Source organism: Methanosarcina spelaei (genome assembly GCF_002287235.1).
Lineage (GTDB): Archaea > Halobacteriota > Methanosarcinia > Methanosarcinales > Methanosarcinaceae > Methanosarcina > Methanosarcina spelaei.
Genome location: NZ_LMVP01000501.1, coordinates 1 through 21,071, shown reverse-complemented (window position 1 = coordinate 21,071; position 21,071 = coordinate 1). Strand labels below are relative to the sequence as shown.

General features: G+C 42.8%; 22 protein-coding genes. 14 read left to right on the top strand and 8 right to left on the bottom strand.

Annotation, left to right across the window (positions count from 1 at the left end; genetic code table 11):
• Nucleotides 1-98 precede the first annotated feature (98 nt).
• The 7 genes from ASJ81_RS17150 to ASJ81_RS17120 all read right to left on the bottom strand — a co-directional run bounded on the left by ASJ81_RS17150 (nt 99) and on the right by ASJ81_RS17120 (nt 7,195).
• A complete protein-coding gene (locus ASJ81_RS17150; RefSeq protein WP_095645417.1) occupies nt 99-707 on the bottom strand; it encodes a TetR/AcrR family transcriptional regulator in 609 nt (202 codons plus the stop codon).
• Between the two features lie 213 nt (nt 708-920).
• A complete protein-coding gene (gene cofC / locus ASJ81_RS17145) occupies nt 921-1,547 on the bottom strand; it encodes a 2-phospho-L-lactate guanylyltransferase (protein ID WP_095645416.1) in 627 nt (208 codons plus the stop codon).
• A gap of 808 nt (nt 1,548-2,355) precedes the next feature.
• Entirely contained in the window at nt 2,356-3,510 is a 1,155-nt protein-coding gene (cofH, locus tag ASJ81_RS17140; protein ID WP_095645415.1) for a 5-amino-6-(D-ribitylamino)uracil--L-tyrosine 4-hydroxyphenyl transferase CofH, read from the bottom strand.
• A 56-nt stretch (nt 3,511-3,566) separates the two neighbouring features.
• Nucleotides 3,567-4,697: a 5-amino-6-(D-ribitylamino)uracil--L-tyrosine 4-hydroxyphenyl transferase CofH gene (cofH, locus tag ASJ81_RS17135; protein ID WP_095645414.1), complete on the bottom strand. Its 1,131-nt coding sequence runs from the start codon at nt 4,695-4,697 to the stop codon at nt 3,567-3,569.
• A 27-nt stretch (nt 4,698-4,724) separates the two neighbouring features.
• On the bottom strand, nt 4,725-5,726 hold the full coding sequence (gene cofG / locus ASJ81_RS17130) for a 7,8-didemethyl-8-hydroxy-5-deazariboflavin synthase CofG (protein ID WP_275112578.1): 1,002 nt from the start codon (nt 5,724-5,726) through the stop codon (nt 4,725-4,727).
• 33 nt (nt 5,727-5,759) lie between these two features.
• The gene (locus tag ASJ81_RS17125; RefSeq protein WP_095645412.1) at nt 5,760-7,037 is read right to left on the bottom strand and encodes a phytoene desaturase family protein; all 1,278 of its coding nucleotides are present in this window, start codon (nt 7,035-7,037) and stop codon (nt 5,760-5,762) included.
• The gene (locus ASJ81_RS17120) at nt 7,034-7,195 is read right to left on the bottom strand and encodes a DUF362 domain-containing protein (protein WP_095645411.1); all 162 of its coding nucleotides are present in this window, start codon (nt 7,193-7,195) and stop codon (nt 7,034-7,036) included. The genes ASJ81_RS17125 and ASJ81_RS17120 overlap by 4 nt, the downstream gene beginning before the upstream one ends.
• 1,070 nt (nt 7,196-8,265) lie before the next feature.
• Here ASJ81_RS17120 and fpoA point away from each other — a divergent pair.
• From fpoA to ASJ81_RS17055, 14 genes are all read left to right on the top strand, one after another.
• A complete protein-coding gene (gene fpoA, locus ASJ81_RS17115; protein ID WP_095645410.1) occupies nt 8,266-8,640 on the top strand; it encodes a F420H2 dehydrogenase subunit FpoA in 375 nt (124 codons plus the stop codon).
• Nucleotides 8,628-9,182, top strand: coding sequence for a F(420)H(2) dehydrogenase subunit B (gene fpoB, locus ASJ81_RS17110; RefSeq protein WP_095645409.1), 555 nt, complete (start codon nt 8,628-8,630; stop codon nt 9,180-9,182). Before fpoA ends, fpoB begins: the two co-directional genes overlap by 13 nt.
• Nucleotides 9,183-9,229: 47 nt before the next feature.
• Nucleotides 9,230-9,706 (top strand): F420H2 dehydrogenase subunit FpoC, encoded by a 477-nt coding sequence (fpoC, locus tag ASJ81_RS23910; protein WP_245860247.1) that lies wholly within the window; start codon nt 9,230-9,232, stop codon nt 9,704-9,706.
• Nucleotides 9,707-9,715: 9 nt separating this feature from the next.
• On the top strand, nt 9,716-10,840 hold the full coding sequence (gene fpoD / locus ASJ81_RS17105; RefSeq protein WP_245860246.1) for a F420H2 dehydrogenase subunit FpoD: 1,125 nt from the start codon (nt 9,716-9,718) through the stop codon (nt 10,838-10,840).
• 5 nt (nt 10,841-10,845) lie between these two features.
• Nucleotides 10,846-11,886, top strand: a complete 1,041-nt coding sequence (gene fpoH / locus ASJ81_RS17100) for a F420H2 dehydrogenase subunit FpoH (protein WP_048107292.1) — start codon at nt 10,846-10,848, stop codon at nt 11,884-11,886.
• A gap of 3 nt (nt 11,887-11,889) precedes the next feature.
• On the top strand, nt 11,890-12,300 hold the full coding sequence (gene fpoI / locus ASJ81_RS17095) for a F420H2 dehydrogenase subunit FpoI (protein ID WP_048107291.1): 411 nt from the start codon (nt 11,890-11,892) through the stop codon (nt 12,298-12,300).
• Entirely contained in the window at nt 12,297-12,587 is a 291-nt protein-coding gene (locus ASJ81_RS24290; RefSeq protein WP_095645408.1) for an NADH-quinone oxidoreductase subunit J, read from the top strand. The genes fpoI and ASJ81_RS24290 overlap by 4 nt, the downstream gene beginning before the upstream one ends.
• The gene (gene fpoJ / locus ASJ81_RS24285) at nt 12,577-12,828 is read left to right on the top strand and encodes a F420H2 dehydrogenase subunit FpoJ (RefSeq protein WP_095645407.1); all 252 of its coding nucleotides are present in this window, start codon (nt 12,577-12,579) and stop codon (nt 12,826-12,828) included. Before ASJ81_RS24290 ends, fpoJ begins: the two co-directional genes overlap by 11 nt.
• 40 nt (nt 12,829-12,868) lie before the next feature.
• Nucleotides 12,869-13,171, top strand: coding sequence for a F420H2 dehydrogenase subunit FpoK (gene fpoK / locus ASJ81_RS17080; protein WP_095645406.1), 303 nt, complete (start codon nt 12,869-12,871; stop codon nt 13,169-13,171).
• Nucleotides 13,165-15,183, top strand: a complete 2,019-nt coding sequence (gene fpoL / locus ASJ81_RS17075; protein WP_095645405.1) for a F420H2 dehydrogenase subunit FpoL — start codon at nt 13,165-13,167, stop codon at nt 15,181-15,183. Before fpoK ends, fpoL begins: the two co-directional genes overlap by 7 nt.
• On the top strand, nt 15,183-16,670 hold the full coding sequence (fpoM, locus tag ASJ81_RS17070; protein WP_095645404.1) for a F(420)H(2) dehydrogenase subunit M: 1,488 nt from the start codon (nt 15,183-15,185) through the stop codon (nt 16,668-16,670). The genes fpoL and fpoM overlap by 1 nt, the downstream gene beginning before the upstream one ends.
• Nucleotides 16,671-16,673: 3 nt before the next feature.
• The gene (fpoN, locus tag ASJ81_RS17065; protein WP_095645403.1) at nt 16,674-18,119 is read left to right on the top strand and encodes a F(420)H(2) dehydrogenase subunit N; all 1,446 of its coding nucleotides are present in this window, start codon (nt 16,674-16,676) and stop codon (nt 18,117-18,119) included.
• A 13-nt stretch (nt 18,120-18,132) separates the two neighbouring features.
• Entirely contained in the window at nt 18,133-18,519 is a 387-nt protein-coding gene (locus tag ASJ81_RS17060) for a F420H2 dehydrogenase subunit FpoO (protein ID WP_095645402.1), read from the top strand.
• Between the two features lie 462 nt (nt 18,520-18,981).
• Nucleotides 18,982-20,358, top strand: coding sequence for a right-handed parallel beta-helix repeat-containing protein (locus ASJ81_RS17055; RefSeq protein WP_338037627.1), 1,377 nt, complete (start codon nt 18,982-18,984; stop codon nt 20,356-20,358).
• 4 nt (nt 20,359-20,362) lie between these two features.
• Here ASJ81_RS17055 and tnpC read toward each other — a convergent pair.
• Nucleotides 20,363-21,071, bottom strand: a 709-nt coding sequence (gene tnpC / locus ASJ81_RS17050; protein ID WP_141241541.1) for an IS66 family transposase, incomplete at its 5' end; no start/stop codon positions are given.

The window sequence follows — 21,071 nt, the reverse complement described above, 5'->3', positions numbered from 1 at the left end:
AATACACTCCCACTAAATTTATTATAGAAGTAATTTACTTTTTTTAAAAAGGTCACCCTTCTAAGGTAACCTTTTGCGATTTAATTCTAGCAATAATTTTATATTTTTTTTATTATATTTTCGGCCAGAAGGTCGATAAGAATATCCATCATTTCCTGAAAATCCTCGTCCTCAATTTCATTCCTGAAATGAACGAGGGAAAGAACCGCATATGTGGTTTCAGCAAGAATCCTGGTATTTTTGTCTATTAGAAGACCTGCAGCTGCCCACTCTTCAAAAAAAGGCAGAATCATTTCTACGTTTTCTCTACGAATATTTTTAATTTCTTCCTCTGAAGATCGGGAAATTGTCAGCTCAAGGTGCTCTTTTTCAATGTAAACTTTTCTCCAGACCGGGTGGCTATTCGCAATATCCAGTACATAATGAAGATAAGCCCTTATCGCTTTATCAGGTTCCTTCCTGTATTTCAGGAAGGAATTTTCTAATAAGTTGTCCTTTAAGGCTTCCCGCTCTTTCTTATATATATGTAGAAAAAGATCCTCTTTGCTATTGAAAAAAGAGTAAAAAGAACTTTTTGCAATTCCAAGGTCTCTGGTAAGATCTTCAATGCTCGTTTTCTTTATTCCATATATGGCAAAGCATTCTTTACCCCGATCTATGATTTTGTTTCTTATGATCTCTCTTTCTTCAGATGTAAAAGATCTCACAGGCTCGCCTCTTCTGAAAATAGCCCATCCACATTTTTGCTGATTCTGTATATCCTTACTTCACTACCCAAAATAAAAAATATTAATCTCAATGAATCATTGGGTTTTTTATTCATAGCATAATAGGCATATTACTTATTTAAATTTACTGATTGATTAGTCAATCTTGAATTTACAGACAAACATATGTGATTCTGGTCAAGAAGATTGTTCCTAAATATGAACCAATCTGACCCTTCCCCTGCTCATCTCAAGCCTGAACTTTTTGCTTATATATTTTTTCGCAGCTCCGCTTCCGTGTATAAGCAGTTCAACCAGATCTTCAGGCTCGTCAATATCAGTGCCCGCAAAAAGAGAATCGTAGACCTCAACACTCTGTCCTGTTTCTTCTGCAATGGAGCAATGCGTCAAAAAACTCGAACCGTAATACCTGACAGTGTACCTTGAAGGGTTTTTTATGAAAAGTGAATTTGTACCCCCGCCTTTCCCAGGAACGACACATACATCTTTTTTAGTCGAAATAATCTCTTTTACGTGCTTGGAGGATAGAAGTGGAAGGTCTGCCATAACAATAATAACTGGTTCCTCAGCCTGCTTAAGGTACCTGTTTAGGGCCTCATTCAGGTCGCTTTTATCCAGAAGCACATTAGCTTTCGTCATATTCTCAAGCCCGTACGTCGAAGGACTGAGAATATCGATTGTTCCTATTCCGGCTTCTTTAAGGGTGTCTATTACCTGATTCAGCATCAGTTCCACAAACTCTTCTCTCTCTTCCCGAGTCAGAACAGGAGACAATCTGGATTTTGCACTGGCTTTTTTATAGGGAATTACGGCTTTCATCTGAACTCCTGAAAATCTAAGTAGGATATAAATATAAATATAAATATAAATATAAATATAAATATAAATATAAATATAAATATAAATATAAATATAAATATAAATATAAATATAAATATAAATATAAATATAAATATAAATGAGTATTCATTTGTATTCGGTTAAGGATTTTGAGCTGCTGATCTCGATTTCGACGGAAAAACTCAAACCCAAATGTTTAGTGTTTAAATTGAAATCGATATCAGATTCCAGTTTTGCATTTGATGAATAATTTAATAAATTTTATGAAAATCAATGCAATTGATAACGATTTTTCCTTAACCGATGACCAATGAATGAGTATTATACTAATTACCTGAAATTATATAATTAATTAAAACCTTTCCGGCCCGGAAAGAAAACTCGTTTTTCCTCAGTTCCGACTTGCAGGCACTTTCCACGTCGCTGGGTTATTCTATATAATTAACCACACTGAGAAAGGCACACAGGAAATAAGTAACTTTGTAAAACTCGCCCTCTCAGCCAAAGTTCAGTTTCTATTTTATAAATTAGTCCGCTTGAGCGAACGAAGTGAGCGAAACGGACAACGCTCCCGAGTCTAAACTCGGGAGCTACAACGCTACCTGAACCGAATTCACTCCGTCCTCAAACCTAAACGTTAATCGGGGTTTTCGCTCAAGCCTTTTTTTAAAAGGCTTGCGGGCAAGCCATCATGATGTTTTAGATTTATCAGTGTTTTTCGCTCAAGCCTTTTTTTAAAAGGCTTGCGGGCAAACAGTTTTTTTAAAAGGCTTGCGACTCGGAAGTTTTACTCTCTGCTACCTATCTTTGTCTTTCCTAAACCGGGAAGGGACCCCATCCTGCCAGGGAAATCTCGCTCCACTTTCCGGTACAGGGTGTCCCTCTGCATAGGTGTTCTTCCTGCCCCTTTTATCATCCATTCGAACTCGGCAGGCGATACATATTCCCCATTACTGCCCCCTGAAGCTGTAGAAATCTGGTCTTCCATAAGCGTGCCTCCAAGGTCGTTTGCTCCGCACTGCAAAGCTACTTGAGCGAGTTTCTTCCCTAACTTTACCCATGTAGCCTGAATATTTTTAACATAAGTATGCAAAATTACTCGGGAAATAGCTATGAGCTGAAGGTCTTCAAGCCCTGTGGTCGAGAATTTTCCGGATGCAAGCATTTTTTCCCCTATAGGGTTATTGTAAGGCAAAAAGGCCATAGGGATAAGTTCCGTAAACCCGCCTGTCTCTTTCTGAATTTCACGGATAATAAAGACATGTTCCAGACGCTCTTCAAGGGTTTCGACATGTCCGTACATGATAGTGGAATTGGTGGAAATTCCTGCTTTATGTGCTGCAGTTACGGTATCAATCCACTGCTGGGTGTTGATTTTCCCAGGACAGATAATCTTTCTTACCCTGTCGGAAAGAATCTCGGCCGAAGTCCCGGTAAGGGAATCAAGCCCACTTTTTTTAAGTCTGCTCAGGGCTTCTTCAACCGACATGCCTGAGATTCCTGCTGCGTAATTTACTTCCATAGGGGATAGGGCATGAATACACATGTCAGGGAATTCGCCTTTTACTGATTCTATTATCTCAAGATAAAACTCCATGTCAGCTTCCGGAATGTATCCACCCTGGATGCATACCTCTACAGCTCCGGCTTTTTTCGCTTCTCCTACTTTTTCCAGGATTTCTTCAACACTCAGGATAAATCCTTTCTCTGTCCTGTAAGCACAGAACCCGCAGTTTCCAACACATTTGTTTGTGATATAGATATTCCTGTTCACCACATAGCTGACTATATCACCTACCATACTGGCGCGCAGATTATTGGCGAGTTCAAAAAGCTCAAAAGGGTTTCCTTCAAGCAGGAGGAGGGCATCCTCTTTAGTACATTTTCCCTTATATGCCCTTTCAATTACGTCTTCTGGAGTTGTCGGTTTTTTCGTGTACATCCGATCATCCTTTTTAAAATTCCATAATTTCCCTGACTGTTGTTTAACTATCCAGCTTATTCTGAGACTCCGCATCCGTTAGTTCTTCCAGGGTTCCTGGAAGCCAGTTCACGTACTCCTTTGTAAAGGGTTGTCCTCTCTTTAGGGACCCTGCCGGCTCCGTAGATCATCCATTCCAGTTCTTCAACGGAAATGCTTTCTCCATTAGGGGCTCCTGCCAATCTGGAAATGCTCTCTTCCATAAGTGTGCCTCCGAGGTCGTTTGCACCGCAGCTGAGAGCAAACTGGGAAAGCTTCTTCCCCAGTTTTACCCAGCTTGCCTGAATATTATCTACATGCCCGTGAAGAAGGATACGTGAGATAGCATAGATTTTCAGATCCTCAAGGCCCGGAGTAGCATACCTTCCCTCTCGAATCATTTTTTCTCCAATAGGATTATTATAAGGCATAAAAGGCAAAGGCACAAACTCGGTAATTCCTCCAGTCTCTTTCTGAATCTCTCTGATAGTCAGGATGTGGTCTATTCTTTCTTCAGGAGTTTCGACATGCCCGTACATCATGGTTGCAGTCGTAGGAATTCCTGCAGTATGTGCCTGTGTAACCACTTTAATCCATTCCTCTGTCCGGAGTTTTGAAGGGCAGATAATTTCCCTAACACGGTCAGAGAGGATTTCGGCTGCAGTTCCCGGCATTGTATCAAGCCCGCTTCGTTTCAGTTTTGAGAGGGCTTCACTTACCTTCACACCACTAATACGAGAAGCGTGGTAAACCTCCATCGGGGAGAAAGCGTGAATATGCATTTCAGGAAACTCGGCTTTTATGGATTCTGCAATTCCCTGGTAAAAGTCCAGGCCCACATCAGGGAGAAGACCTCCCTGGATACAGACTTCGGTAGCTTTTGCTCTCTCAGCTTCTCTAACCTTTTCAATAATTTCTTCTATGCTGAGAACTTTACCGTTGTCCGTCCTGAATGCGCAAAATCCGCAAGTTCCCACACACCTGCTAGTAAAGTTGATATTCCTGTTCACGACGTAAGTAACAGTATCTCCTACCGTAAGGGAGCGAAGCTCGTCCGCAAATCTGAAGAGTTTGAAAGGAGGTATTTCCAGGAGCAAGAGCCCATCTTCCTTTGTGCTCCTTCCCTTGCATGCGCGTTCTATAAGATCTTCGGAAATCTCAATATTCATTTTTTAATTCCTCCTCGTGCCCTCTGTTCAGGACTTTTTCCTGTAACCGTCAGTATCCGAGAGTTGTTCTATAAGTTCGCCTATCCTATCCGAGTACCACATTTTTTTTACATACCGAGGGTAAATTGGCAGGCGTTCTCTGAGCAAAATAGGATTCAATTTCCTCTGTAAGTCCTTTACATCAGGCCATTCTGCTTCAGGGTTAATCCAGTCAATTGTCAATGGTGATATGCCTCCCAGGTCAGTCACTCCTTTTGCAATAAGGGCTTTAGGGTCTACAAGGTTTGGGGCAACCTGTACTGCTATGTCAGAAGGAAGGATCTGTCTGGCCAGGCATATAGTATCAATCATTTCTTCTATTGAGGGTGCAGGAAAGTTTTCCATGGGTGTTCCGGGTTTCGGGGCAAAGTTCTGAACAATAACTTCCTGGATGTGCCCGTATTCTTTATGGAGACTGGCAATAGCCTCAAGGGATTCGATTCTGTCTTTTCTTTCCTCTCCGATTCCTACAAGGAGGCCTGTAGTATAGGGAATCCGGAGTTTTCCTGCCTCCCGAATGGTGTTAAGTCTGAGTTCAGGAAGTTTTCCCGGACAGTCCTTATGGGCCTCCAGGGTTGCCGTGCTCTCAAGCATAAGCCCCATGCTTGCGTTCAAGGGTTTTAAAGCCTTCAGCTCCGAGTGCGTCATAATCCCTGCATTCGTATGAGGAAGGATTCCAGCATCGATTGCAGTCTCACAGAGAAATAGAAGATATTCAAGCGTGGAAGAATAACCAAGTTCTTTAAGCCACTTCCTGTACTCCGAAACCTCCTCTGCGTACTCCCCGAATGTAAAAAGGGCTTCGGTACACCCTGCCTTTACCCCTTTTTCAAGTACAGGAAGAATTTCTTCGGGCCTCATCAGTCTGGCACCTGGTTGTCCGGGCTCCCGCCGAAAACCGCAGTAACCACAACGATTCCTGCAAATATTGGTAACAGGAACGAAAACGTTTTTCGAATAGGTCACAAGGTTGGGATTTTTTGGTGAAATGATAAAACACCTGATGGGTTTGTTTTCTGAAATTCAGCCTAGGATTTTCTTCATGGTTGCAGTTACACCGAGAGCTACGCCTTCAACTTCAATGCCGCCTTTTCCTTTGGCTCCGTCCCCTACAACGTAAAGTCCGGGAATAGGAGTCTCATTACCAGGGTCTGTACCTGAGGCTGCCCTGTTTACCGGCCAGTTGTCATGGTATGACTGGGTAAGAAGGACTTCATATTTTTTATTGGGAAAGATTTCTTTAAGGTCCTGAAGTCCCAGTTCAATTTCAGCTTCGAGATTCTTCACGTTCTCAGGGGCTACGTACTGATGGGACATTGTAAGGTGCTTGCCAGGTGGAGCGAGTCCAGGATCGACCTGCGTAACCTCATTTATCCCATTTACCCTTTTTGCATATGGGGTTAGAAGGACACCCGAATACCCTACAAGCGGCTCGTCTGCAGCAAGACAAATCTTTATGCCGGCAGAAGGCTTCAGGGTTTCAAGTATTTTCAGGTATCCTGAGTCTTTTTCTCCTGACAGGACCTCCCCGCAAATGCATGCCGTTGCGGCATGTCCCAAATTGCTGATGACCAGGTCTGCATTATAAGCTTCCTCACCAACAAGTACGCCTACTGCTTTTCCGTTTTCCACAAAAATTTTTAAAACCTCGGTCTCGGTATGGATCTTTCCATCGTGTGCAGCAATCACACTTTCCAGAGCATCGATTACTCCTTTGCATCCTCCGATAGGAACACCTGGGCCGCCGAATCTGTACATGTTTTCAATTATTTCGAAAATTTCTTCCACAGGAACTTCGTTACTTTTCAGGCTCAATGACCAGCCGCAGAAAGCATCGGCAAGTTTCACAAGCCACTCATCCTTAAACTGGGACCTGATCCATGCCTGCAAACTGCTTCCTGTCGGGCGGTTTTTTCGCGTACTTACTATAAGAAGGGCGATTTTCAGTCGGTCTTTATGCGAGAGAAGTGTGGAAAAATCAGTAAACGAAATGTCTTTGAAGCCTTTCTCATAATCCTGGCTGCCTTTTTTCAGGGGTACACGAACAGTTGTAATATCCGATCTCACGATCTTTACATCGGCACCGACTTCTTTAAGAGAATGGGCAAGAGGACCTGCAGGTCCATGGGGCAGGGTATGGAAAGCTCCGCTCGAAAGCTGGAATCCTTTGTAACTGAGATTTGTAAACCTTCCTCCTGTGATAGGAAGCCTTTCAAAAACATCTACCTGGTATCCTGCCTTTGAAAGCCTGGCCGCACTTAAGAGTCCTCCAAGTCCCGCACCAATTACAATCGCTTTCATACCAGCACCTCTATGGCTTTAACAGGGCAGTAGAGAACGCAGATGCCGCAGTCTATACAGGCGTCAGTAGCTCTTGCCTTTCCTTTTACCTCTATTGCTCCTTTTTTGCAAAAAGAAGCACACTGGCCGCACCCTACACAATTTTCATTAATCTTCATGCGATTCCACCAGTTTTTCTATCATGAAAAGACTTATTATAATGTATTGGTACAGTGTGTCCTCAGGATCGTACTTTATATCGCCAAACTGATGATTCTACTATTGATTTCATTCAAATTTCGCTAAATATACAGATTGACTTCTATTCAAGATTTTGCAGCAGGATAACCGAGTTTTATTAACCTTTTAGTATTTTTATTTTCGGCGAGGAAGGAAAAATTTTTAGAATAAAGATTTTCAAGACTGTTTGTATTATTATGTATGAATATTTTATTCAATCTAGAATAATTAAAGTCTATATATACTTATTGTGCTTATATGGAGCTTACTTATATATATTATAAATAATATTATTTATGTTTGGGGAACTGGAAAGGAATAATATATACATAATTTATATAACTCCGTAAACAGAGTATGATTTTATTCCAATTTTCAAACATGTTCATATTCTAAAGACAGATTTTATTTATTTAAACTTAATATTTATATAATATTAATTATCTAGCAAATAACGATAAGTAACTTCTCATTCATTTGCAGAGATTAATATGGGGCACTGTAATTTAATCAATTTTAACTATAATCATTAATCTCACTCAATTGGACCTGTGCTGCCTGGAGCGGGAACCATCCTAACTTCTGGCAATTTATAATATATTCAGGTAAAGAAATCTAAACTTTCAGACAATTTATAATCTATTCAGGGTAAAGAAATCTAAACTTTCAGACAATTTATAATCCATTCAGGATAAAGAAATCTAAACTTTCAGACAATTTATAATATTATTCAGGATAAAGAAATCTAAACTTTCAGACAATTTATAACATATTCAGGGTAAAGAAATCTAAATTTTCAAGGTCAGGAAGAAAATGCTCCTGTGTTCAGGGCTCTTTTTACTGAAATTAAAGATCTCTGTGGACTCAAGCATTTATAAAAGGACCTGTGTCTGGACCGAAAACAATTCCATAAACACGGTTGTTCGGACGCGATTTTGTGTACAAAAATCCAAAATTCATGTCATTTAATGCTGCAATTCAGGTTGCTGCACTTTAATAGGTGATATTAATGTCTGGAATAATTGATAGCTACATACCAGTTGCAATATTCCTCGTCATGGCACTTGTTATGCCTCCGATGACAATGTTTATGGTAAAGCAACTGAGCCCGAGAAGCAAGGCAGCCGGCAAATACACTACATATGAATCGGGTTCGGTTCCTACAGGAACTGCAAGGATCCAGTTCAATGTTGAGTATTATCTTTATGCGATAGCTTTTGTACTCTTTGATATAGAGGTGCTCTTCCTTTACCCATGGATTACAGTCTATAAGGGTCATGGGATCACCTCAATTGCAGTGGTTGAGATGTTTGCCTTTATTTTTATACTGCTCTTCGGATACGTTTATCTCTGGAAGAAGGGGGCCCTTACATGGGTGAAGTGAAGGAAAAAAAAGCGAGTAAACCCGATGAGACATCGGAAGAAGGAATTCCCGGAGTTATCACAACAACAACCAGTGCGATAAGTGACTTACTCAAGAAAACTAAGGTTCAGGATTTGATCAATTGGGGAAGGAAAAACTCTTTGTGGTTTATGACTCAGCCAATGGGATGTTGTGGAGTTGAGATGATCGCTATGGGCTGTGCCCACTATGATACGGATCGCTTTGGGATCATTCCGAGAAACTCCCCCAGACAGGCTGACGTCATGCTCATCAGTGGCTACGTGACAAAGAAATACCTGCCTGCTTTAAAAAGACTCTGGGAACAGATGCCTTCTCCGAAATGGGTTATGTGTATTGGAGACTGTTCAATTAGTGGCGGCCCTTTCTATGAATCATATAGTACGGTCCAGAATATTGATGAAATATTTCCAATTGATGTCTTCGTTCCAGGGTGTCCTCCAAGGCCCGAGGCAATGCTTCAGGGATTTGTGGAACTGCAGGAAAAGATCAAAGCTAAGAAAGACCTGGGTTCGGAGTACTAAGCTTACCGAGGTTCTTCTGAAATTTCAGAGTTATTCGAGGAAAAATTATGGATGTCGCAGAAATTCTCAAGTCATTAACAGATGCTTTTCCTGAGGCAATCTCCGAAGCAACAGCCGAATCCGAAATCCGTGCAGGGTCATATGTGGATAAGGATAAGGTAAAAAAAGTTTGTCAGTATCTTAAGGATTCTCTTCAGTTCGACCACCTCTGCTCAGTCTGCGGAGTGGACTACATAAAAAGGAATGAGCTTGAAGTAGTCTATCATATAGCATCATATAATCATCCTGTAGTTCTGACGCTTAAGGCCAGGCTTCCCAGAGAAAACCCGGAAATCGAGTCCATCGTATCGGTGTACTGGAATGCAAACTGGTATGAAAGGGAAACTTACGAGCTTTTCGGAATTTTATTTGAAAATCACCCGAACCTGAAATCACTTGTACTTCCCGAAGATATGCTTGGAGAATGGCCCCTCAGGAAAGATTACGAGGGCTTTCCGAATAAAACTGCCAGAAATCTGGTGTGAGGGTGAAAAATGGAAGAACAGCTTGAACCAAACGAGATGATCGTACATCTTGGCCCTCAGCATCCCATGCAGCCAGGTCCCTTCAGGTTAAACCTGAGGTTGAAAGGGGAAACAGTCATGGATGCTGACATCGAACTCGGTTTCATTCACAAAGGTATTGAAAAAATTCTGGAGAATAAGACTTACCTCCAGGGAATCACAATCGTGGACAGGATCTGCTATCTCGTGGCTCTTGTAAACGAAGAATGTTTTGTAGGCTGTACCGAGAAACTACTGGGCATCAAACCGCCTGAAAGGTCTCAATATATCAGGGTTATTCTTGACGAGCTTACAAGAATTCAGAGTCATTTGTTGGGTATGGGTGAGTTTGGAGAATTCATTGGTTTTGTCTCCATGTTCATGTATGCGATCAGGGAAAGAGAAGAGGTTCTGGGCCTGATTGACATGGTTACGGGAGCCAGAGTTACTCACAGCTATCTCAAGTTCGGAGGAGTAAGGGACGACCTACCGGATGGGTTTAAAGAAAAAGCACTATCTGTTTTCAATAATCTCAAAAAATCAGTAGACGACTTTGAAGAAATGTTTCATACGGACAGGATCTTCAGGGAAAGGACTGTCGGAGTTGGCGTCCTGACTGCTGATGCCGCAAAAAACCTTGGGGTCTCAGGGCCTGTTTTACGTGCAACCGGTGTGCCTTTCGATATTCGGAAAAACGAGCCTTATCTGGTATATAAGGACCTTGATTTCAAAGTCTGCACTGAAACCGCAGGAGACTGTTTTGCAAGAGTGCAGGTCAGGATTAACGAGATCAGGGAAAGTATCTATATTTTGGAACAGTGCCTCGATCAAATTCCAGGCGGCCCGCTCTTTCCTGAAGGTACCATGTATGGCAGGAGAACCCCTGTAATGAGAGTTCCTGCCGGTGAGGTATTCCACAGGGTGGAAGATCCCAGAGGGGAAATGGGAATGTACATGATCTCCGATGGTTCGGACAAGCCGTACAGAGTAAAGATTAGAGGCCCTTACTATCCTACCCTGCAAGCTCTCCCTCCTCTAATAATCGGCACGACTGTTGCGGATGTAGCAGCAATTTCGGGCAGCATGGACGGATGTACCAGTGAAGCGGACAGGTGATTCTGATGACAATAGTAGTTCCTGAATATCTAGCTCCTTTAATTCCCTGGGTCCGTGGAATAGTTGGCCTTGTTCTTATAGGATTTATTTTTGTCGGAGCAATGGGAGCTGTGTGGCTTGAAAGGAAGCTTTCTGCTGATATCCAGACAAGGATGGGACCCTGTCGCGTGGGAAAATATGGACTTCTGCAGCTTGTAGCCGATGCAATCAAACTTTTTACGAAAGAGGACTTAAAGCCGCTGAATGCTGACAGTTTACTTTTTAATAATGCTAATATTTTCATGCTCGGTTCGGTTTTTCTTATGCTTGTTGCTCTTCCTGTGGGTGCAGTTTTTATTAATGGGGTCGAATACCCGCTTGCGGTCACCCAGATGGACATCAGTGTACTTTACATTGAAGCAGTATCCGCATTATCCATTTTTGGAATATTTATGGTGGCTTACGGCTCAAATAACAAATACTCCCTGCTAGGGGCTTTTCGAAATTTTGCCCGAATGGTAGGATATGAAGTACCTCTCGGAATATCTGTCATAAGTGTAGCTGCTATGACAGGTTCGCTTAATATAGTGGACATTTCGAGTGCGCAGGGTCTGCACTGGAATATTTTCCTGCAGCCTCTGGGATGTTTTGTATTCTTTGTATCACTTATGGCTGATATGGGAAGACTTCCCTTTGACCAGAACGAGTCCGAAGAAGAATTGATAGCAGGGTGGATTACGGAATACTGTGGAATGCGTTTCGGGCTCGGTTTCTTTGCCGAGTACATCCACATGATCCTCGGTTCTTTCCTTGTCGCCCTTCTCTTCCTTGGCGGCTGGAACGTGCCAGGTTTTATTGCAAACAATTCCGTGCTTGGCCTTATTGCTCCAACAGGCTTCCTGATTGTAAAAGTTGTCTTTGTACTTATGGTAATTATAGGGCTCAGATGGGCTGTCCCGAGGTTCAGGATTGACCAGGTTGTTGACCTGAGCTGGAAAAAACTGCTTCCTCTTGCCCTTTTAAACCTTGTCTGGGCTGTAGGTCTCGGACTCTACCTGGGGGCGTGAATTATGGTCCTTAAAAACATTAAATATGCAATTAGAAACATCACAAGACCTCCCGTAACCAGGATGTACCCGGAAAAACCCAGCGAACTTTCCGACCGGTTCAGGGGACTTCAGATACTTGATAAAAGTAAATGCATAGGTTGTGGCATCTGTGCCAATACTTGCCCCAATGCCGCAATTAAGATCGTAAAAGCTCCAATTGCACCAGGCAGCTCAAAACAACGCTGGTTCCCCCAAATTGACATAGGGCACTGCCTTTTCTGCGGACTCTGCATCGATCAGTGTCCTAAAGGTGCGCTTTCAAGCGGCAAGGAATACGCTAAAGGTCTTGTTAAATGGCATCACAAAGACCTGCTCATGACTCCTGAAAAACTTGCAAGGGAAGTCGATCTTGAAAAAGGTGATGAGAGATGATCGGGCTCGAAACAATAGGATCAGCCCTGGAAATGGCCGTCTTCATGATTCTTGCTATCGCTACAGTATTCTTTGCAGTCTTCGTGGTAACTGCAAAGGATATTGTCCGGGCCGGGCTTGCCCTGATCATGTGCATGTTCGGAATTGCAGTTCTCTATATCCTTTTGAATGCCCAGTTCCTGGGAATCATTCAGATTCTGGTCTACATCGGAGCAATAGGAGTTCTCATTCTCTTTGCGGTTATGTTGACAAAGCACGAGATCGGAGGTGAGCCAGGTGAGGATTAATCGCCTTTTATCATTTCTCGTAGTTTTGCTTTTTACAGCTATTGTGATGGTCGGGGCTTTCGGAACCTCCTGGAACACGGTTTCCGAACTTCCACAAAATCCGGCTGACCAGAGTAATATAGAGGGCATTGGCATGCTGATATTTACTCACTATGTGGCGCCTTTTGAAGTCCTTTCAATTGTCCTGCTCGCCTCTCTCATAGGGGCAATTTACCTGGCAAAAGGAGAGGGTAACCGATGATTCCTTTAATCTTTTACCCGGCAAAGGGGGAGATCAACCGATGATTCCTTTAATCTTTTACCTGGGGCTCGCAGCCTTGCTGTTTTCAATCGGACTCTATGGTGTAATGACACATAAAAACGGCATCAGGATGATTATGTGCATCGAGCTCATGCTCAACTCTGCAAACCTGAACCTTGTAGCTTTCTCAAGTTATACGGATACCCTGAACGGGCAGGTTTTCGCCATATTCTCAATTGCCCTTGCAGCTGCCGAAGCAGCGGTCGGGTTTGCAATCCTCATGGCAATCTACAGAATGCACGATAAGATCAACCTTGATGAGCTCAACATCCTGAGGTGGTAAAAACGGCTTTAAAAGAATTCGCATTTTTAATTCCTCTGCTTCCGGCACTGGCTTTTGTTATCACCTTCTTCTTCGGCAGGAAAATGTCCTCAGGCGGGGCAATAGTCCCTATACTGGCAATTGCTGCCTCCTTCGTAATCTCTTTAGTGATTACGCTCAGGTTGCTGGCAAACCCGGGCGAGGTTATAAGCCAGTCCTATTCCTGGTTTGCAGTGCTTAATATAGGAGTGTTGATCGATCCTCTGGCTGCAGTAATGCTGTCAATGGTCTCCTTTGTAAGCCTGTTGATCCACATCTATGCAGTTAGCTATATGGCCGGTGATCCGGGAGAGGCCAGGTATTTTGCAGAAACCGCTCTCTTTACCGCAGCAATGCTTTCCCTGGTGCTTTCGGACAACATCCTTCAGCTTTTTGTTTCCTGGGAACTTGTAGGGCTGTGTTCCTATCTCTTAATTGGCTTCTGGTTCGAAAGGCCATCAGCTGCAGCGGCTGCCAAGAAAGCTTTCCTGACAACCAGGGTCGGAGATGTGATGTTCCTTACAGGAATAATTATACTGACCTCCGATCTACTGAAACTTGCAGGAGGATTCCAGGACGGGACATACCTGCTCCGTTTTGACGAAATTTTCAGTTATATCCCTCAGCTGTCTGCACTTCATTCAAACATTTTCGGCTTTGAAGTAAGCCACCTTACCATTATCACCCTGCTCTTCTTCGGAGGAGCCATAGGAAAATCCGGTCAGTTTCCTCTGCATGTATGGCTGCCTGACGCAATGGAAGGCCCGACAACCGTTTCAGCTCTTATCCACGCTGCAACAATGGTTACTGCCGGTGTCTACCTGGTCGCAAGGACCTTCCCCATGTTTATTGCAGCTCCTGACTCCCTCATGGTAATTGCTTATCTCGGAGGCTTTACTGCGCTCTTTGCAGGCACGATGGGCATTGTGATGAATGACCTCAAGCGTGTGCTTGCCTACTCAACCATAAGCCAGCTTGGATACATGATGCTTGGTCTTGGCTTAGGCTCGGCAATAGGGCTTGAAGCAGTAGGCATTTCTCTTTTCCACCTTATCAACCATGCTTTCTTTAAGGCCCTTCTTTTCCTCTGTGCAGGCAGCGTAATCCACGCAGTCGGTACCCAGGACATGAGGGAACTCGGAGGCGTAAGAAAGGTAATGCCAATTACGGCTGCTACTATGACAATTGCAGCCCTGGCTCTGGCAGGTTTCGGAATACCCGGAACCTCAATAGGGACAAGCGGTTTCTTCTCAAAGGATGCAATTATCGAGGCTGCTTACCTCTTTGGAGAACACAGTAACAACTGGATTCCCTATGCGTTCTCAATTGCGGCTGCACTCCTCACTTCGATTTATATCTTCAGGCTGATCTTCATGACCTTTACAGGGAAGCCAAGAAGCAACTACCACGGACACGAGTCCCCGGCTATTATGACAATTCCCCTTTCAATTCTGGCAATTTTTGCCCTCGTATTCGGTGGGCTGACAAAAACAGGGTTCATGGATTTCCTCAAAGAAACATTTGCAAACAGCTTCGTGAATCTTAACATCGGAAGCCTTGCAGCCTTAGGCCGAAATCAGATCTTAGAGGCAGCCGGACATGAGTCTCTCTTTGTCCAGTGGCTTCCGATGATAGTAGCCATTGCAGGTCTTGCAGTTGCTTTTATAATCTATTATCTCAGGATAATCAAACTCGGGCCGCTTGCTTCTATGAAGAACCCGGTTTACAGGCTGCTTTACAAGCGCTATTACCAGCATGAAATCTATACTGAGTTTTTCTCACTCGGAATCGTATACGGAATCATTGCTTTTCTTTCACAGGTGCTTGATGTGATTATTGACAGCATCGTGGAAGGAATCGGAATTCTTACAGTCGGTGTAAGTGAGGAGCTCCGGAAAGTTCAGACCGGAGTTATCCAGACTTATGCAACTGCAGTAATTTTAGGTGTAAGCCTGCTAATAATACTTGTTAAGTTAATAACGGAGGTACTCTGATGCTGCCTGTCGCATCACTGTTGATTCTGGTGCCGCTAATTTTTGCAGCAGTGACCTTTTTCACAAAAACGAAAGAACAGGCTGCAGGACTGGCCTTTTTAGGGTCCCTTGCGACTCTTGGCCTGACCCTGTATGCCTACCTGAACTTTGACAGTAATACGGCTGCCATGCAGTTCTTTGAGTCGATAGAATGGATTCCCTTGCTAGGAGCCAAATATTCAGTTGGGATTGATGGCGTTTCCATGCCTCTTATCCTCCTGAATGCAATAGTTATCCCATTCCTGATCCTTTACAGCTGGAAGGAAGAAAGAGAAGCCCCTAACAGGTTTTACGGGCTGATTCTTACCATGCAGGCTGCAGTTATAGGAGTCTTTGTAGCCCTCGATTTCATGGTTTTCTATATATTCTGGGAGCTTACCCTGATTCCTCTCTTTTTCATGGTGAACATCTGGGGAGGAGAAAAGCGGGCACATGCGTCTTATAAGTTCTTTATCTACACACATGTTGCCTCTCTGGTAATGCTTCTTGGGATCTTCGGGCTCTTCTATGCCTCCTGGCAGCAGACAGGGGTCCCTACCTTTGACATAAGGGAACTGGTTGGCCAGTTCCAGTTCTTAGGGTCAGGCCTGTTAAGGAATGCAATCTTCCTCTCAATCATTTTCGGGTTCCTTGCAAAGTTGCCGGTTTTCCCCTTCCACTCCTGGCTTCCGGATGCTTATACCGAAGCCCCGACCGCAGGCAGTGTACTCTTTATTCTGCTCAAAATAGGAGGATACGGGCTTTTCAGGATCTCACTTCCCATGCTCCCTAATACCGGTAACCCTGAGCTTATGATTACCGTTCTGGGTTTGCTTGGAGCTTTCAGCATAGTTTACGGGGCACTTGTGGCTCTAAGGCAAAAAGACCTCAAGCGTATGATCGCTTATTCCAGTTTAAGCCACATGGGTTATGTTTTACTGGGTTCGGCAGGTTTTGTTGCCCTTTCGGTTTCAGGAGCTATGTTCCAGCAGTTTTCCCATGGGCTTATAATGAGTATTATGTTTATGTCCGCAGGAGCGATCCAGACAGGTACGGGAACAAGGATAATCAACAACCTTGGCGGGCTTGCAAAGAAGATGCCAATGCTGGCTGTACTTATGATGGTCGGGTTTATGGCATCCCTCGGCCTGCCAGGATTGACCGGCTTTATTGCCGAGTTCCTGGTGCTGGCCTTCAGCTATGTCAACCTTCCTGGTTTTGTCTTGCTTGCCCTTCTGGCAATAGTGATTACTGCAGGTTACCACCTCTGGGCAATGCAGCGGGCAATGTTCGGAGTTTATAACGAGAAGCTTGGAGATGTCAGGGACATCAATTCTCTTCAGGTCTTTTCCATGGCAGTAATTGCCTTGCTTGTGATCTATTTTGGCTGGAACCCGAATCCCGTGCTTAATATGATGATTACGAATTCGGAAGCAATAGTAAGCCTTGTAGCTGCCCTGGGGGTATAAAAAATGGAAAATTTAATGTTTCTTGCACCCGAAATCGCAGTCGCTGCAACAGGTCTGATAATACTGCTTATAGGGGTCTTCATGTCCCCTCGGACCAAGAATGTGCTGGGTTACCTGGCAACCCTGGGAGTACTTGCAGCTCTGGTCCTGACAGTCCGGAGTTTCGGGACCGAAGCTACAATGTTTTCGGGCACAGTCAGCATTGATGCTCTTTCCCAGTTCTTCAAACTGGTCTTCCTTACAGTTTCCCTGATCGTTTCGCTTGCTTCAATCAAGTATACTGAAAACAGTGACCATACCGAAGAGTTCTATACCCTGGTACTTTTCGCAACCCTCGGGATGATGGTTGTTGCCTCTTCAAACGACTTTATCCTGCTCTTCTGTGCTTTTGAGCTGGCAAGTTTTGCTACCTATGCCCTTGCAGGCTTTGAGAAACAGAACCCAGGGTCCCTCGAAGGAGCCATGAAGTACTTTATGATTGGTGCGGTTTCTTCAGCGCTTATGCTCTTTGGGATTTCTTTTGTGTATGGAGCAACAGGCACTACCAGCATTCCAATGATTGCTGAAAACATCTCCCTCCTGGCAGAAAGCCCTATCGGAATAGTTGCCGTTGTACTGCTCATTGCAGGCTTTGGCTTCAAGATGGCTCTTGTACCTTTCCATATGTGGGCTCCCGATGCCTATCAGGGTTCCCCTTCAGTTGTCTCTTCCCTTCTTTCAGCAGGGTCGAAGAAAATGGGTTTTGTGGCAGCTTTCAGGGTTTTCATCCTGGCTCTTGCAGCCCTCCAACCTGACTGGCAGTTCGCTTTTACAATTCTTGCAGTCGTAACCATGACCTTTGGAAATGTGGTTGCAGTGTCCCAGACAAGCGTAAAACGCATGCTTGCCTACTCTTCACTGGCCCAGGCAGGATATATTGCAATGGCTTTTGCGGTAATGACCCCTATGGCTCTTACAGGTGGAATCTTCTATACCCTTGCCCACGCCTTTATGAAAGGAGGAGCCTTTATTGCAGCAGCTGCAGTTGTCTGGATGATAACTACTCAAAGAACAGGGGACCTGCAGGTTCCCGACCACCTGGACAACTTCAGGGGCCTTGGAAAGAGAATGCCTCTGGCAGCCCTTTGCATGACGGTTTTCGTCTTTGCCCTTGCAGGGATCCCACTTACTTCCGGTTTCATGGCCAAGGTCGTGCTCTTTTCTTCAGCCGTTCAGGCAGGCATGACCTGGCTTGCGGTAATTGCAATTCTGAACAGCGCCCTTTCACTGTTCTACTATGCAAGGCTTGTAAGGTATATGTACTTCCTTCCCCCCGAAGGCAAAAAGATCGGCTTGCCTTTCCCATATGCAGCGGCTCTCCTGCTTGCAACTGCAGGCGTGCTTGTAATGGGACTCTGGCCTGAACCTTTCTTGCAGTGGGCAATGGAAGCAGCAAAGGTACTGATCTAAGGAGGTATGAGAAATGACAGATTGTGATCTTTGCGGACGTGCACTCCCGAACGTTATTCCTGTCCGGGTTTTCCGTTCCCGCCTCAAATTCGCCTATCCTGAGGGTATCTGGAAAGGGCTCTGTGAGACCTGCCTGGATTCCGCCCAGAAAACCTATTTAAGCATCAATAAAGACGAACTCTCCTGCAGGAGAAACAAATGCGTTCTTTGCGGTAAAAAAGGCAGAGTTTATCCTGTGGAAGTCCAGATTCCCGATTTCTCAAAGGGAATCGTAATAAAAAAGGTAAACGTCTGCACAAAGTGTCTGGATTCTACCAATGAGACTTATATAAGGTTCAAAAGGGAGCAGATTATGGGTTCGGCTTGTGAACACGGTCATGAGCACGGTCATGAATATTGAGTTTTGAGTAAAGCTGCTTTTTGCGGCTTACTACTATTTTTATCATTTTTTGAAATAACTACTTAAAATTCAATAGAAAAATTCCTGTGAATTGAATTCTACAATTGTTGGTTATTGAGATTTTTTTCTTTTTCGCAATTTAGTAGTTATACTCACATGCTATGTCGAAATCAATATCTTCAAGCTAATTTTAGATAGTTGAATAATATCTTTTTTGTCCGTCTCTTAGTATATCTCTTTTAATTTAAGACTCGAGTTCAATCAAGCAGTTACTTGATTTTGCCATAAATATTTTATATCAAAAAATTTATATAGTACAGGGACAATCAAATTTTTCTTACTACATGGATGCTTCAGGAAATTAGAGGTCTATTGCAGGACTTCCATGTAGACCCGACGGTAAAGTCGGTATTTTTGAAAGATATAAAATATAAGAGTGAATCACCAGGCAAGGTGATATAACTGAGAATTAAAATTTATCTGATTATAATATATTCTCTTCTGATTATAAATACAGTTACTGCTGCAGCGAGTACTATTACTGTTGATAGTAGTGGAAATGAAAACTATACCTCTATACAGCAAGCTGTAAACAATTCTGTCGATGGAGATACAATATTCGTAAGTAAAGGAGTTTACGTAGAAAACGTAGACGTAGATAAGAAGTTAGCAATAATCTCAAAGTCGGGAAATCCGGAAGATACAATCGTTCAAGCTCTTAGTCCAGGTGATCACATCTTTCATGTAACTGCGAACAATGTGACCATCAAAGGTTTTAGTTTGATAAATTCCAGCTCAGGAAGTGGAATTTATCTGGACAGTGTGCAGTATAGCACTATTGCAAACAACTATTTACAGGCTAATGGGATAGGAATTTATCTCTGGAATGCTGCTAAAGACAATATACTGATCAATAACACCGCATTGGACAATATCTGGTCAGGAATCCGATTGTCTCCAGATGACAGTGAGCTTGCAAGTAACAATACGCTTATTAATAACACAATGGTCAACAATAAATATAATTTTGAGATTTATACTGGGTATGAAAATGCTAGTATGCAGAACAATATCGATACCACCAATACTGTAAACGGAAAACCTATCTATTATCTTGTAAATGTTTCGAATGTTACTTTAAATTCTGCCTCAAATGCTGGGGCTATTTACTGTATCAACTGCCAGAATATGTCAATAAAAGATCAGTTTCTCCAAAATAACTCCCAGAGCATTGCTTTATTTAACACAAACGATTCAAGGTTTGACAGCAACATCCTATCAAATAACGCCGTTGGAATCCTTCTGTTTAACTCAGATAATAACACCGGGTTGAATAATATTGTAGTTAATAATATTATTGGCATTGGAATAGTTAAGTCCACTGATAATTATTTAAGTAACAACGTGGCAAATTCTAATATCGTTGGACTTGATGTTCATGAATCAACAAATACTGAATTAAATAACAATACAGCAAATTTTAATAAAGATAACGGCATAACTTTGAGTTCTTCTATACAAAATAAAGTAAATGGAAATATTGCAAATCACAATGGTGGTGGAATTAAATTATTCAATTGTAGTAACAGTTTGCTAAACAATAATATTGCAAATTCAAACGAGTATGCAGGTATTGATCTAGGGAGCTCAAAAGATAACATTCTAACTGATAACATTGCAAATTCGAACAAGAAATATGGCTTTGAGCTTGCTGGCTCAGATAACAACACTTTGAGAGATAATATTGGGAATTCAGATATGGATCATTTACCAGATGATTCTCCTAATCGTACTTCTAAAAATGAGACTAAAGATCAGGGTATAGAAAACAAATCGTAACTATTCAGGGTATAGTTAGCGGCGCTCCTTTGAGCGCCGCGAGAATACCCTCTAAAACAGGTAAACCATTCTTTCTTATTGTTGAAATATATGCTCTAATTCTGCAGAAAGCTTCCGCTCCTCGTGCAGTTCTGAAAGTTCCTGATATTTTCTGCTGTAGCTTCATCATCCTGACATCTCTTTCTGCTTGATTATTCTCAAACGGAACTTTCAAGTCTGTCAGGAATCTCAGAATCTTTTCTTTATGTTCTATAAACCTATCAAGCAGATTCCTTGCTTTGGTTTTTGGATTCTTACCACGTTTTCCTCGTTTTTCAGGATTTAAAGAAGGTGGATTTTCTTCAATTCCTTTCGCGACTACAGCATTGAACCTTTTTTCTAATGCCTTAACTTGTTCAAAATCTAGATTTTTGACCTGCTCTTTACACTCATCAGCATACTTTTTCATTTCAGACAACAGCTCATTCATATCTTTAGCCCATTGCTGTTTATAATTCTCTTCAATTCCAGTAAGTTCTCTCTGGAGATGAACATTGCAAAGAGCATGATCACAATTATAACTGTTGTAAGGTTTCCATCCATCGTGAACTGCTACCCCTTTAAACTCTGGAAGAATTCCCATAGCATCAATAGCTTCGGATCCTCTTTTTGCATGAGTAAAATAACAGGTGTATTTGTCAGTAGAAGCTACATGAAGCCAATGTCTTTTTCCT

Coding starts and splice junctions, on each gene's coding strand:
- fpoM (WP_095645404.1), top strand. CDS start 15,183: ATGCTGCCTGTCGCATCACTGTTGATTCTGGTGCCGCTAATTTTTGCA.
- fpoK (WP_095645406.1), top strand. CDS start 12,869: ATGATTCCTTTAATCTTTTACCTGGGGCTCGCAGCCTTGCTGTTTTCA.
- cofH (WP_095645415.1), bottom strand. CDS start 3,510: ATGTACACGAAAAAACCGACAACTCCAGAAGACGTAATTGAAAGGGCA.
- ASJ81_RS17125 (WP_095645412.1), bottom strand. CDS start 7,037: ATGAAAGCGATTGTAATTGGTGCGGGACTTGGAGGACTCTTAAGTGCG.
- fpoB (WP_095645409.1), top strand. CDS start 8,628: ATGGGTGAAGTGAAGGAAAAAAAAGCGAGTAAACCCGATGAGACATCG.
- fpoN (WP_095645403.1), top strand. CDS start 16,674: ATGGAAAATTTAATGTTTCTTGCACCCGAAATCGCAGTCGCTGCAACA.
- fpoD (WP_245860246.1), top strand. CDS start 9,716: ATGGAAGAACAGCTTGAACCAAACGAGATGATCGTACATCTTGGCCCT.
- fpoH (WP_048107292.1), top strand. CDS start 10,846: ATGACAATAGTAGTTCCTGAATATCTAGCTCCTTTAATTCCCTGGGTC.
- cofC (WP_095645416.1), bottom strand. CDS start 1,547: ATGAAAGCCGTAATTCCCTATAAAAAAGCCAGTGCAAAATCCAGATTG.
- ASJ81_RS17060 (WP_095645402.1), top strand. CDS start 18,133: ATGACAGATTGTGATCTTTGCGGACGTGCACTCCCGAACGTTATTCCT.
- ASJ81_RS17120 (WP_095645411.1), bottom strand. CDS start 7,195: ATGAAGATTAATGAAAATTGTGTAGGGTGCGGCCAGTGTGCTTCTTTT.
- cofH (WP_095645414.1), bottom strand. CDS start 4,697: ATGAATATTGAGATTTCCGAAGATCTTATAGAACGCGCATGCAAGGGA.
- fpoA (WP_095645410.1), top strand. CDS start 8,266: ATGTCTGGAATAATTGATAGCTACATACCAGTTGCAATATTCCTCGTC.
- fpoI (WP_048107291.1), top strand. CDS start 11,890: ATGGTCCTTAAAAACATTAAATATGCAATTAGAAACATCACAAGACCT.
- ASJ81_RS24290 (WP_095645408.1), top strand. CDS start 12,297: ATGATCGGGCTCGAAACAATAGGATCAGCCCTGGAAATGGCCGTCTTC.
- fpoC (WP_245860247.1), top strand. CDS start 9,230: ATGGATGTCGCAGAAATTCTCAAGTCATTAACAGATGCTTTTCCTGAG.